At 54.6% G+C, this 13,374-nt stretch carries 8 protein-coding genes and 1 pseudogene; 2 read left to right on the forward strand and 7 right to left on the reverse strand.

The features are described from left to right. Positions 1-6: 6 nt before the first annotated feature. A complete protein-coding gene (locus GC090_RS18775; protein ID WP_006121596.1) occupies positions 7-1,791 on the reverse strand; it encodes a GMC family oxidoreductase in 1,785 nt (594 codons plus the stop codon). A gap of 2 nt (positions 1,792-1,793) precedes the next feature. Then, positions 1,794-2,525 carry a gluconate 2-dehydrogenase subunit 3 family protein gene (locus tag GC090_RS18780; protein WP_058707829.1) on the reverse strand — a complete coding sequence of 244 codons (732 nt, stop codon included), beginning with the start codon at positions 2,523-2,525 and terminating at the stop codon, positions 1,794-1,796. Positions 2,526-2,800: 275 nt separating this feature from the next. On the opposite strand from GC090_RS18780, the gene sbmA reads away from it, so the two are divergent. Next, positions 2,801-4,048 (forward strand): peptide antibiotic transporter SbmA, encoded by a 1,248-nt coding sequence (sbmA, locus tag GC090_RS18785; RefSeq protein WP_033739005.1) that lies wholly within the window; start codon positions 2,801-2,803, stop codon positions 4,046-4,048. Positions 4,049-4,416: 368 nt separating this feature from the next. Here sbmA and GC090_RS18790 read toward each other — a convergent pair whose 3' ends face one another. The 5 genes from GC090_RS18790 to gltP all read right to left on the reverse strand — a co-directional run bounded on the left by GC090_RS18790 (position 4,417) and on the right by gltP (position 10,767). Next, on the reverse strand, positions 4,417-4,626 hold the full coding sequence (locus GC090_RS18790; RefSeq protein ID WP_033739003.1) for a YdgH/BhsA/McbA family protein: 210 nt from the start codon (positions 4,624-4,626) through the stop codon (positions 4,417-4,419). A gap of 474 nt (positions 4,627-5,100) precedes the next feature. Further along, complete coding sequence (locus tag GC090_RS18795; RefSeq protein ID WP_133745486.1) at positions 5,101-6,645, reverse strand: methyl-accepting chemotaxis protein; 1,545 nt, start codon at positions 6,643-6,645, stop codon at positions 5,101-5,103. A 324-nt stretch (positions 6,646-6,969) separates the two neighbouring features. Next, positions 6,970-8,394: a PTS N-acetylmuramic acid transporter subunit IIBC gene (murP, locus tag GC090_RS18800; protein ID WP_162286150.1), complete on the reverse strand. Its 1,425-nt coding sequence runs from the start codon at positions 8,392-8,394 to the stop codon at positions 6,970-6,972. After that, positions 8,394-9,305 (reverse strand): N-acetylmuramic acid 6-phosphate etherase, encoded by a 912-nt coding sequence (gene murQ, locus GC090_RS18805; protein WP_039339122.1) that lies wholly within the window; start codon positions 9,303-9,305, stop codon positions 8,394-8,396. The genes murP and murQ overlap by 1 nt, the downstream gene beginning before the upstream one ends. Positions 9,306-9,465: 160 nt before the next feature. After that, positions 9,466-10,767, reverse strand: a complete 1,302-nt coding sequence (gltP, locus tag GC090_RS18810) for a glutamate/aspartate:proton symporter GltP (RefSeq protein WP_324020630.1) — start codon at positions 10,765-10,767, stop codon at positions 9,466-9,468. Positions 10,768-11,350: 583 nt separating this feature from the next. Here gltP and acs point away from each other — a divergent pair. Then, a pseudogene (gene acs / locus GC090_RS18815) lies at positions 11,351-13,305 on the forward strand (acetate--CoA ligase). The last annotated feature ends 69 nt before the right edge of the window (positions 13,306-13,374 follow it).

Raw genomic sequence — 13,374 nt, forward strand, 5'->3', positions numbered from 1 at the left:
TCATCCTTATGCCTGCACCAGAGGGCCTGGGTTTTTCAGATACTGCTCGCGAATCGCTTTCGCTGACCAGTAAGTCAATGCCGCCACCATACCGGTGGGGTTATAGCCGAGTCCCTGAGGAAACGCCGATGCGCCAGGCACAAAGACGTTAGGCACATCCCAGCTTTGCAGATAGCGGTTAACCGCGCTGGTTTTAGGATCCTCACCCATAATCGCCCCGCCGCTGATGTGGGTGGTCTGGTAGACGGTGGTGTCGAAATGTGTGCCGGGTTTTTTAGCCCCGCCAATGATCATTTTCGGGTTCATGGCTTCGGCGATTTTATGCATTTTCCCCACCATAAACTGCGCCATCTTGATGTCATTTTCCTGCCAGTCAAACGTCATACGCAGCAGTGGCTGACCGTAGGCGTCTTTATAATTCGGGTCCAGATCCAGATAGTTCACGCGGTAAGACTGGTGCGCACCATGGGCATCCATAGAAAGGTGGTGCGTGTACGTATCGGCAACGGCGGCCTTCCACTGGCTACCCCAGTTAGGTGTTCCCGGCGGGGTGGGCAGACCCGAGATGGGTTTGGTGCCCGCCTGATTGACCCAGAATGGCGATCCACCGACAAAACCGTGCGGCCCGTGGTCAAAGTTATCGGCGTTGAAATCATCCACGCCGACACCGGCACCGCCTGCCCCAATAAACGGGTTGGTGGTGGTGTTTTTGTCGAACAGCGCTTTCAGCGTCGACAGGTTCTGGTAGGCAAAGTTGCGTCCGACCGTGCCTTCGTTAGTGATCGGGTTGTAAGGCTGGCCAATGCCGGACAGCAGCATTAAGTGGACATTGTGGAACTGGAAGGCTGACAGGATGACCAGATCTGCCGGTTGCACATGTTCACGCCCCTGCGCGTCTACATAGGTGACGCCGGTAGCGCGTTTCTTATCGTCCGTGAGGTTGACGCGCAGCACATAAGCATTATTGCGCAGCTCAAACTTTGGCTCCTGACGCAGCGCAGGCAGGATATTCACATTGGGTGAGGCCTTGGAATACATATAGCAGGCGTAACCGCTGCAGTAGCCGCAGAAGTTGCATGGTCCCATCTGCGCGCCATAGGTGTTGGTATAAGGACCTGAGGTATTCGCCGAGGGCAGATCGTAAGGATGATAGCCTACTGACTCGGCGGCCTGGGCAAACAGCTGTGCTGACCAGGTGCGCTTTTGCGCGGGCAACGGAAAGTTGTCAGAGCGATCGGGCGCAAACGGGTTACCGCCTTTGTCTTTGCCGACAACCTTACCCTGAATACTCCAGGCACTACCGGAGGTGCCAAACACTTTTTCTGCTTTATCAAAAAATGGCTCCAGCTCCTGATAGTCCACGCCGAAATCCTGAATGGTCATCCCTTCAGGAATAAACTTTTTACCGTAGCGCGCCTCATAGTGGCTGCGAAGTTTTAGCTCAACCGGATCGACCCGAAAATGTACACCTGACCAGTGCAGTCCTGCGCCACCGGTGCCGGTGCCCGGCAGGAAAGCTGCTAACTGGCGATACGGCACGGCAGTCTGTGACGCATCATGACGGATAGTGACGGTGCTTTTGGACAGATCCTGGAACAGCTTTTTTCGGATGTTATAGGTCAGTTCATCAATCGACTGTGGATAGGATCCATCGGGATAGGTATCACGATGCGGACCGCGTTCCAGTGCCAGCACATTCAGACCGGCCTCGGTCAGCTCTTTGGCCATAATGGCCCCTGCCCAGCCAAAGCCGACAATCACGGCATCCACTTTCTTTAATTCATTTGCCATGCTCAGCTTCTCTCTCCACGAATCGACACTGACGGGAACGGATACCGTTCACCGCGCTCTACCCAGTCCATAAAATCGGCGCGGGCGCCAGGGAAGTTGATGAGCTTCCAGCCCACCATGCCCTGATTGCCACCGTGGATCGGATCGCTAAAGAAGCCTTCACGAGTGTTTTGCAGGAGATAAGAGAAAAACACGTTGGCGGGGAGCTGGCTGAAATGGGCCTTGCCGCTCTCCATCGCCTGAAGCGCCGCATCCTGCTGTTCAGCGTTCAGTTGGGCAAAGACCTTACCGTACTGCTGCCGGCTATACTGGTCGGCGTCGGCCAGGCCGAGACGGTAAATCTGCTGCGGTACCAGCGGCAACTGATAGCCCATTTCTTTGGGGAGATCCGGGTTAAAGGGGCCCTGCATATACCAGTTGGCCCCGGTGGCATAAGGCGTATTCATCTGGCGATCGATAAACTCCGGCACGCCCGCTTCCAGCGCGCCCGGACCGCGTTCATCGGCGGGGATCAGCCGCGCCACGGCAGCGTTGATAAACGCAAATTCCTCGGCAGTAAACCAACTGGGTTGATAGTCTCGGGCGACCTGGCTTTCGGCAGGCGTTGCGGCCTGTGCCTGAGCGGGTGCAGAAAAGGCACCCAATGCGCTGCTGCCTACCGCCACTGCGGGCGCCAGGGTGATGGTCTTCAGCAAAAAATCCCTGCGTGAATGACCCTTTTTCTGGTCTGACATGACATTGCCTCATCACCGCATCAACTGCGGTACGAAAAAGAGAAGTGAATGCGCGTTGTAGTGGTTTTTATTTGCGGATTTCGGGTACAACAAGCTGTTACCGGTAACAGTGGCGCTAAGTGTAACACCATTACCGACAAATACTTAGTTTAAGGAAACAAAAAAGCACAATTTCATTAACATATAAGTTGTCAATGTCATGTTCAGAAACAACAGGCTACAGACAGATGGCCGTTAAGACGTTATAAAAGCGATTACACAACAGCGGAGTACCTATGTTTAAGTCTTTCTTTCCACGACCTGGGCCGTTTTTCAGTTCGGCCGCCATCTGGAGTTTACTGGCGATTTTTGCCTGGTTTGGCTTTGCCAGCGATTTACCGGCCCATTTCTGGCCTGCGTTTCAGGCCGCCATCAGGCAGCCCCTGCCCACGACGGTGATGCGCTTTATTGCGCCGGGTGAGTTATGGTTCTATGGCTATTACTGGCTGATGGTTGCCCTGTTCGCTCTTGCGTGGCGCATCATTGATAACCATCCCTGGCAGCGCTGGTCGGTCTGGGGCTCCGCGCTGATTATTTTTGTGACCTGGTTTGGCGTCCAGGTTGGCGTGGCCGTCAATGCCTGGTATGGCCCGTTCTACGATTTAATTCAAAAAGCGCTGACGAAAGCCGGTTCGGTACAGATTGCCGAATTTTATGCTCAGGTCATCGCCTTCCTGGGTATCGCGTTGATTGCGGTGGTCATTGGCGTGATGAATGCTTTTTTCATCAGCCACTGGGTATTCCGCTGGCGCACTGCGATGAATAATTACTATATGCATCACTGGCAGCGCCTGCGCCACGTTGAAGGCGCGGCACAGCGTGTGCAGGAAGATACCATGCGCTTTGCTACCACGCTGGAAGGCTGGGGCGTGAGTTTCATTCAGGCCATTATGACCCTGGTGGCGTTTTTACCCGTTCTGGTGGCGCTTTCACATCATGTAAAAAGTATCCCGATTCTGGGCAGCATCCCCTATGCGCTGGTGATCGCGGCGGTGTTGTGGTCACTCTTTGGTACGGCGCTGCTGGCGCTGGTGGGCATTAAGCTTCCCGGCCTGGAGTTCCGTAACCAGCGCGTTGAAGCGGCTTATCGTAAAGAGCTGGTTTACGGCGAAGATCACGCCGATCGCGCCACGCCGCCGACCGTAAAAGTGCTGTTCCACAATGTGCGGATTAACTATTTCCGTCTCTATTTTCACTATCTTTACTTCAATATCAGCCGCATCCTTTATCTGCAGGTGGATAACGTGTTCGGGCTGTTCCTGTTGTTCCCGTCTATTGTGGCCGGTGCCATTACGCTGGGCCTGCTGAACCAGATCACCAACGTGTTTGACCAGGTTCGGGGATCGTTCCAGTACCTCATTACCTCGTGGTCCACCCTGGTCGAGTTAATGTCGATCTATAAACGTCTGCGCAGTTTTGAACAGATTCTGGACGATGTGCCGCACGATGAAATGATGCACGACGCTTCTGAAGAGGTGTCATAACCTTTCTGGTCGCCTGGGGTAGTTGCCGCAGGCGACCAGCGGTCGATTCCGCATTGTCTCCCCCACTTTCCTTTTCCTTCTCCTGCCATTCATTGCGCATGATGCCGCGGTGTTGTCCGTTCAGGACGACATCCGCGCCCGGGTTATCGCCGGTACGCGCAGCATTGAGGGATGATGGCGCGCATACAAGGGGCTTTTCTGGCAAAGGCTGAACGGTTAAGCGAACGATCTGTTGGTCAAAGAGACAGGCCGGATGGGACAGAATGATGCAGGAAAGCGGAGTAGAGGCGGTAAAGTGACAGGTTCTGTTTCGCTAAAAACGGAGCCAGGACGCCATCAGGCGTCCTGTCAGCACAGACGTTCAAGGCTTATTTATACAGCTCAGCCGTCATGTGCACACCGTTGTTGGTGTTCGCTTCGGTGATCTTATAGGAAGCACCAGCATCCTGCGCCTGAGCAGCAATTTTCGCTTCTGCGCTGTCCAGTGTTGAGCCGGTCGCCGTCACAGTTTGTGCAAAAGCCGCAACAGGCAGAATAGTCAGGGCGATTAAAGCAGCAAAAGTTTTGATAGTTTTCATGGTCAATTCCTCGGTCTTTTTCGTTTAGATAAGGCTACATGCCTTGTGTGAAAGCATAATAGGACGAATATCGCACAAGAAAAAGCAGAGGGTTTTGCTCATATCATTCAATAAAACTGAAAATGAAAAGCACGTTTAGCGCTGTTTAAACACGAAAGGTTAAATGACTACACCTTGCATAGCAGGCAGTATTAATGACTACCTGTGCGCCTGACGACTTTCGCCCAGCGCTATGCTGTTATGTCACAAGACGGCAAAGACAGGCGTTACGCCGTGATGCTCTGAGACGAGTCAGGCCGTGATGGGATATTGGCTGAGGGTAAGCAATTGGGCAGCAGAAGAGACGATTAGGACGGGAAAGCCTCTTAGCGATCATGCCGTACCAGACGGCATGATCACGGTTCGCACCCTGCGCGCGAAGAGCGTGATCACGCCGAATGGCACAACACCATCCGGTGGCAGGCCGGTCAAAACTTAGCGGAACACGCTGATCGCTTCCACCAGACGGTTAGCCTGATGGGTCATACGGCCCGACGCTTCTGCGCTTTCCTGAACGCGGGCGGCGTTTTGATGGGTAATATCGTCCAGATCTTCTACCGCCGTGCTGACTTCACTGAGCGCGGTCGCCTGTTCCGCCGTGGCCGCGCTGATTTGGGCAACGAGCGAAGTGACGTTCTGCACCTGCTGCACAATATCCTGCATGGTATGTCCCGCAGCACCGGCGTGCTCGTTGCCTGAACTGACCCGGCTGGCGCTGGTTTCCACCAGCGCTTTAATCTCGCTGGCGGCTTTTGCGCTGCGCTGTGCAAGGCTGCGTACTTCGCCAGCCACAACGGCGAAGCCTTTACCCTGCTCACCCGCGCGTGCCGCCTCAACGGCGGCGTTCAGCGCCAGAATATTGGTCTGGAACGCGATGCTGTCGATTACGCTGGTGATGCTGGCAATGCGTTCTGAGCTGTCGGCGATATCCGCCATCATACTCATCATCTCTTTCATCACCTCGCCACCTTTGCTTGCCGCATCGCTGGTATTGACGGAGAGCGAATTCACCTCCTGGGCCGTTTGCGTATTACTCTTCACGGTGGCGGTCATTTCGTTCATGGTCGCGGCCGTTTGCTGCACGTTCGCTGCGGCCTGTTCGGTCCGGCGGCTCAGTTCATTGTTACTGCGGGCGATGGCGTCACTGGCGCTCAGCACGTTAATCGCCTGGCCACTCACATCGTCCACCAGCCAGCGGAACATCAGCCCTAGCTGTCCAATGGCGCGCAACGTCAGCCCCACCTCGTCAATGCGGTCCATCTGCTCCACCTGGTGACTGGCCCCGGTGGCCACGCGCAGTGCCTGTTTGCACATGCGCTCAACAGGACGGGAAATTTGCTGCTCCAGCCACAGGCTGGCAAGCAGCAACAGAACGGCCATGCCGCCCGCAAATCCGCTCAACGCCAGCGGTGCCATTCCCAGCGCCCAGACGCCTGCGACGGACAGCGGCAGTAAAGCCAGCAGCGCCGTACGGATGCGCCAGCGCAGTGGCAGCGTTTTTAAGATCGAGCCGAGGCGGCGCCAGCCGCTGCGGACAATTAATCCTTTGTGAAAACGGCGGCCTTGCGCGCGACCTTCACGAAAATCACGGTAGAGTGCTTCACTGGCTTTCACGTCCTGTGCGGATGGCTTCGTCCGCACCGACATATAACCCTGCACCTGACCGTTGCGCACCACCGGAATCGCGTTCGCCCGCACCCAGTAGTGATCCCCGTTTTTGCGGCGGTTTTTCACCAGCGCTGTCCAGGGTTCGCCCTGTTTTAACGTCGCCCACATATCGGCAAAAGCTTCGGGTGGCATATCCGGGTGACGCACCATATTGTGCGGCTGCCCTTTGACCTCATCAGATGAAAAGCCACTGGCTTCAACGAATGCATCATTGGCATAGGTGATATAGCTGTTGAGATCGGTCGTTGTCATCAGTGTGGCATGATCGTCATACACATATTCACGCTGAGAAACAGGTTGGTTGTTGCGCATAGGAGTCCTTGATAGTACCAGTCAGACTTGCACCAGAAGCATGGATGAAAGCACGTGAAAGGTAAGCTTTACCTTTTTTTATGTTTTCGGCAGTGGCGCATTTACACTTTAGTGCTACGCGTTAATTTATTGCATTAAAAAAGCCGCTCAGTAGCGGCTTCGTTTACTCACGGGGATTTTTAACCCATTACATTTTAACGATTTACTTTAACGCAACTGATTAGCGCGCAGCACCATCCCACCCGCGCCCGGCGCGTGACATCCGCAGTGAGACTAACGTCTTACCGTACCGCTTGACGGGTTAATAGCGCATTCCTTATGGATTCAGCTTAAATCGACATCCCGTAAGCCAAACCACCACGTCAGTACAAAGCCACTGACCCAGGCCACGATCAAACCGCCCAGGTACACGGCCATGCCAGCAAAAATGCCCTGATGCGAGGTCATTAACGGAAGCGTGACCAGACCCGAAGGACCAAACACCGTATTCATGCCGACCGGCAGCCCCAGCCAGGCCACCAGACCGATAAAAAATCCGCCCACTGCCCCGCCGCCGCAGGCCGTAATAAAGGGTTTGAGCCGCGGTAGCGTGACGCCATAAATCAGCGGTTCACCCACGCCCAGCAAGCCGGGCACGATGGCGCCTTTTATCTGGGTGCGCAACAACGCGCCTTTTTCCGCTTTACACCAGAGCGCCAGTGCGGCCCCCACCTGACCGGCACCGGCCATAGCCAGAACAGGGAACAGTGAATTAAATCCCTGGGTTTCCATCAGCGCAAAATAGACCGGAATAAACCCCTGATGAATGCCAAACATCACGGCGATCAAAAACAGCCCAGCCAGCAGGGCGCAGCCGAAGGGGTTGTTATTGAGGTGGATAAACAACCACGACATTCCCTTAAACAGCTCGCCGCCGAGCGGCATGATGAGCAGATAAGTCAGCGCGCCCGTGATTAATAAGGTTAACAGGGCGGTAAGAATCATATCCAGGTTATCCGGGATGACCTTGCGCAACTGCCTTTCAAGCCAGCCACCAAACATCGCGGCCAGCAGCACACCGATAATGTTGCCACGCGGATCGATAGCCAGACCAAAAAAGCTGTCCATGCCGCTGTAATAGCCGACCTTCGCATCGGGCACATAGCCCAGAAGAAACAGCGAGGCGATAATGGCCCCGTTTACGCCGGTGCCGCCAAAGGCTTTTTGCGCGTTATAGCCAATCAGGATGCTGAGAAAGGTGAATAACCCTTTACTGAACACTTTCATATAGGCCACGGTGTGCAGTAAGCCTGCAGGATGTGCGCCCGGCGTGCTGAGGTGCAGGCTTTGCTCAATCAGCGTGGCGAATCCCAGCAGTAAACCTGCGGCGATAAAGCCGGGGATGAGCGGTGTGAAAAGGGTGGCGAAACGTGCCAGAAACTGATGCACCGCGCGGGTCTGTCTGGCCTTTATCTGCTGTTTTTGTTGCGCAGCCACCTGTTGCAGATTCGGTGCCCCCTGTGAAAGCAGCAAATGCATCCGTTCCGCCGCCGTTTGCGCCTTGCCGGGACCGAGCACGATCTGCAGTTGATCGTCACCCTTGATGACACCCAGCACGCCAGGCAAACCTTTCAGCCGGGCGATGTCAGCCTGATTCTGCTTCAGCGTCAGGCGTAAACGGGTCATACAATGGCCGCAAACGGCAATATTGTCTGCGCCGCCTGCTGCCTGCACGATAGCGTGCAGAAGTGCATCGGTCACGTCCGCCATCAGCGTGCTCCCGCAGCCTGTAGCGCCCGACGAATAAAGCCCTGATGTTGGGTCAGCAACGTTTTTGCCTCATCAGCACTCAGTTCCGCCAGCACCATGAGAATGGCGGTTTTGCAGTGCCCGCCGCAGGCCGCCAGGGCGGCACTGGCGCAGGCTTCGTCACAATCAGTAGCCTGCATCACAATATTGACCTGGCGCTGTACCAGCTTCTGGTTCGTGGCTTCAACGTCCACCATCAGATTGCCGAAGACTTTGCCTGTACGAATCATCGCGCCGGTCGTCAGCATATTCAGGACCAGCTTCTGTGCGGTCCCCGCCTTCATGCGTGATGAGCCCGTCACCACTTCAGGCCCGACCACGGGCGTCAGGGCAATATCGGCGACGTCGGCCATTTTGCTGTGCGGATTACAGGTCAGCGCAACCGTCGTCGCTCCACATTGCCGGGCGTACTCGAGCGCGCCCAGAACATAAGGCGTGCGTCCACTGGCGGCGATGCCCACCAGCACGTCCTGCTGGCTGAAGTGGATGTCTTTCAGATCCTGCGCGCCTTGCGCCACATTATCTTCAGCGTTTTCCACCGCCTGCAAAATGGCCTGATGGCCCCCGGCAATCAGGCCAGTCACCTGCTCACGCGGTGTGCCAAAAGTTGGTGGGCATTCACTTGCATCCAGGATCCCCAGGCGGCCGGAGGTGCCCGCGCCCACGTATATCAGTCGCCCACCGGCCTGAAAGGCGGCGCAGATAATATCCACAGCGCGGGCGATAGCCGGCACAATAGCCTCAACGGCCAGCGCGACTTTTTTATCTTCATCATTAATGACGCGAAGCATCGCTTCCGTGCTCATTTCGTCAATATTCAGGCTGGCCGGATTGCGCCCTTCCGTGACCATCTGACTGAGATCGATTTTCACGCTTGTTCTCCACAGGAATAATTTATTCTTGATATTTTTAACACAGCGAATGAAAAATTCATCCTTTCCAGCTGCTTTTTTGTGGCGCCGTGAGCGGTGCAGCCAGACAGAATAAAAAAAAGGCCCAACCATCGTTGAGCCTTTGATTTGCTAATCCGCATTAAGGCGCGGTTTGCGTCCGTAACTGCAATTCATACGCTTTCGCCTGCTCTGCATCGAACTGGTTTTCCCAGCGGGCAATCACCAGCACCGCCAGGGCGTTACCCACGACATTCAGCGCGGTACGGGCCATATCCATGATGCGGTCAACGCCAGCAATAAACGCCAGTCCTTCCAGCGGAATACCGACGCTGCCAAGCGTCGCCAGCAGGACGACAAACGAAACGCCTGGCACGCCTGCAATCCCTTTAGAGGTCACCATCAGCGTCAGCACCAGGATGATTTCATCAGTCAGTGACAGGTCGATACCGTACAGCTGCGCGATGAAAATCGCGGCGATACTTTGGTATAACGTTGAACCATCCAGGTTAAACGAGTAGCCGGTGGGCACGACGAAGCTGGTGATGGCTTTTGGTGCACCGTAAGCTTCCATCTTCTCCATGATGCGTGGCAGCACGGTTTCAGAACTGGAGGTCGAGTAGGACAGGATCAGCTCGTCTTTTAAAATGCGCATCAGCGTAGTAATGCGCAGTTTGCAGAAGCGTGCTACCGCCCCCAGCACCACAAACGCAAAGAACAGGATAGCGACATAGACCAGCAACACCAGCTTCGCGAGTGGCCACAGCGAGGCAAAACCAAAGTTAGCAATCGTCACGGCGATCAAAGCAAACACGCCCACTGGCGCGTAGCGCATGATCATATGCGTCACTTTAAACATGGTTTCAGACACGCCGCGGAACAGGTTGACCAGCGGATCGCGCTGTTCGGAGGGCAGGGCCGACAGCCCCAGACCAAACAGGACCGAGAAGAAAATAATCGGCAGCATTTCACCCTTCGCCATCGCGGCAAAGATGTTCTGCGGGATCAAAGAAAGGATGGTCGCAACCAGACTGTGCGTCCCTTCCTGTACCTGCGCCGTCGTGGCTTCATATTTAGAGATGTCCACCGTTGCCAGCGTAGACATATCAATGCCAGTGCCGGGCTTAAACACATTTGCCAGGGTAATCCCGACCACAATGGCAACGGTGGTAATCACTTCAAAGTACACAATGGTTTTGAGGCCAATACGACCCAGCTTTTTCGCATCACCAACACCGGCTATACCGACAATCAGGGATGAAATCACGATAGGCACGACAATCATCTTTATCAGGTGAATAAAGATATCGCCCGCCGGGCTGAGAATATTATTGACTAACCATTCACGATCATCTGGCTGATTATGCAATACGGCACCCACGATGATGCCGAGCGCCAGTGCTATCAGAATCTGCCACGCAAGGCTGATTTTAAAACCTTTCATAACGCGTAATTTCCTCAGTCAAAACCCGTTTCTCTCTACTGCGAAGGTGCAGAAGACAATACACACAGGGAAGTGAGCAAAAAGCCCGGTAAAGTAGAGGGTGTTTTAGACAGCGTCCCGCATTGCGATGCGATGATTTCTAAACCCATTTCAGACGCGGTCTGAGTTGATACCTGATTATCAGGGGCGAGATAAGTACCATTTTCGCTGCAGTAAATGCAACCCTTGGTGGCTTCGATTAAAACTTAACCATCTCTTAAGCATAAAATGCTGATGCGGCTATTTATTCCTAACCTGCTGTTATGAAAAGTAAACTTTCGATAAGTTTTCGCATAGCTATTCAGATTGTGGGCAAACGCTACGCGGTTCGTTCGCTGCTTTTTTAAACAGCGCAAGACACAAAATGTTGCAATCTAAATCCCTATCTTTTGCATGGCGTTAGCGCGTTTTTCATTCTTTTGCGACGTTTTTATGTCAACAAGGTTAACGCGTGATCTATGGCGCAAAAAAGAAACAAATCTTGTTGCTCTGCTTCACTTAACTATTGATTGACATATGATTAACATCTTCAAGGAGAATCGCCATGAGCCAAAATCATAACTATCCTGTTCCAGAAAATATCGCAGCAACCGCGCTGATTACGGCCGAACAGTATCAGGCGATGTACCAGCAGTCTGTTACCGATCCAGAAACCTTCTGGGGGAACAAGGTAAAATCCTCGACTGGATAAAACCTTACAGCAAAGTCAAAAACACCTCATTTGCGCCAGGCAATATTTCAATTCGTTGGTATGAAGACGGCACGCTCAATCTGGCCGCCAACTGCCTGGATCGCCATCTGGCTACCCGGGGCGATCATCCCGCCATTATCTGGGAAGGCGACGATGCCAGTGAAAGCAAAACCCTGACCTTCCGTCAGCTTCATGCTGATGTATGCCGCTTTGCCAATGTGCTGGAACTGCTTGGCGTCAAAAAAGGCGACGTCGTGGCGATTTATATGCCCATGGTGCCCGAGGCCGCCGTCGCGATGCTGGCCTGTGCTCGCATCGGGGCGGTGCACTCCGTCATTTTCGGCGGCTTCTCACCGGAAGCCGTCGCGGGCCGGGTGATCGACTCCAGCGCATCATTGATTGTGACAGCCGACGAAGGCGTACGTGCGGGCCGCACGATTCCACTGAAGAAAAATGTGGATGATGCATTAAAAAATCCCAATGTGAACAGCGTGAAAAACGTGGTGGTCTTTCAACGTACCGGCAAAGATGTCGGCTGGGTTGAAGGACGCGATCGGCACTGGCATGAGCTGATGCAGAACGCCAGCACCAACCACTCTGCCGCCGAAATGCAGGCCGAAGATCCACTGTTTATTCTCTACACCTCCGGTTCAACCGGTAAGCCTAAAGGCGTACTGCATACCACGGGGGGCTATCTGGTTTACGCCGCCACGACCTTTAAATTTGTCTTTGATTATCATCAGGATGACGTTTACTGGTGTACGGCGGACGTGGGCTGGGTCACCGGCCACAGCTATCTGCTCTATGGTCCCCTGGCCTGTGGGGCCACGACGCTGATGTTTGAAGGCGTGCCAAACTGGCCGACGCCAGCCCGCCTGGGCCAGGTGATTGATAAGCACAAGGTGACCCTGTTGTATACCGCGCCTACCGCTATCCGCGCGCTGATGGCGGAAGGGGATAAAGCGATTGAGGGCACCGACCGTAGCAGCCTGCGTATCATGGGTTCAGTGGGCGAGCCCATTAACCCGGAAGCCTGGGAGTGGTATCACAAAAAAATCGGCAACAGCCGGTGTCCGATTGTCGATACCTGGTGGCAGACAGAGACCGGCGGTTTCATGATTACGCCGTTGCCGGGTGCCACCGTGCTGAAACCCGGCTCGGCGACCACGCCGTTCTTCGGCGTCCAGCCTGCCCTGGTGGATAACGAAGGCAATCCTCAGGACGGCGCCTGTGAAGGTAATCTGGTGATCACGGATTCCTGGCCAGGTCAGGCGCGTACGCTGTTTGGCGATCATGAACGTTTCGAGCAGACCTACTTCTCGACCTTTAAAAACGCCTATTTCAGCGGCGATGGCGCGCGACGTGATGAGGACGGCTACTACTGGATTACCGGCCGTGTGGATGACGTACTGAACGTGTCAGGGCACCGCCTGGGCACCGCCGAGATCGAATCCGCGCTGGTGTCGCATCCGAAAATTGCCGAAGCGGCCGTGGTAGGTATTCCGCACAGCATTAAGGGCCAGGCTATTTATGCCTATATCACCCTGAATCACGGGGAAGAGCCCTCACCGGAGCTTTACACCGAGGTCCGTAACTGGGTGCGTAAAGAGATTGGCCCGATTGCCACGCCCGATGTGCTGCACTGGACGGATTCGCTGCCAAAAACCCGTTCCGGCAAAATCATGCGCCGTATTCTGCGCAAGATTGCCGCAGGCGATACCAGTAATTTAGGCGATACCTCCACGCTGGCCGATCCTGGCGTCGTTGAGAAACTGCTTGAAGAGAAACAATCCATCACCCTGCCGTAATACCACGCCGGCGGAAAGCATCAGGCTTTCCGCCACCGCTTCCCTACGTAGTGTGTTTCTGTAGTCACA

The organism is Pantoea sp. JZ29, assembly GCF_035190385.1.
GTDB lineage: Bacteria > Pseudomonadota > Gammaproteobacteria > Enterobacterales > Enterobacteriaceae > Pantoea > Pantoea stewartii.

Excerpts from the sequence above, each read along its gene's own strand:
- gltP (WP_324020630.1), bottom strand. The coding sequence starts at position 10,767 with ATGAAAGGTTTTAAAATCAGCCTTGCGTGGCAGATTCTGATAGCACTG.
- GC090_RS18790 (WP_033739003.1), bottom strand. The coding sequence starts at position 4,626 with ATGAAAACTATCAAAACTTTTGCTGCTTTAATCGCCCTGACTATTCTG.
- GC090_RS18795 (WP_133745486.1), bottom strand. The coding sequence starts at position 6,645 with ATGCGCAACAACCAACCTGTTTCTCAGCGTGAATATGTGTATGACGAT.
- sbmA (WP_033739005.1), top strand. The coding sequence starts at position 2,801 with ATGTTTAAGTCTTTCTTTCCACGACCTGGGCCGTTTTTCAGTTCGGCC.
- GC090_RS18780 (WP_058707829.1), bottom strand. The coding sequence starts at position 2,525 with ATGTCAGACCAGAAAAAGGGTCATTCACGCAGGGATTTTTTGCTGAAG.
- GC090_RS18775 (WP_006121596.1), bottom strand. The coding sequence starts at position 1,791 with ATGGCAAATGAATTAAAGAAAGTGGATGCCGTGATTGTCGGCTTTGGC.
- murP (WP_162286150.1), bottom strand. The coding sequence starts at position 8,394 with ATGGCGGACGTGACCGATGCACTTCTGCACGCTATCGTGCAGGCAGCA.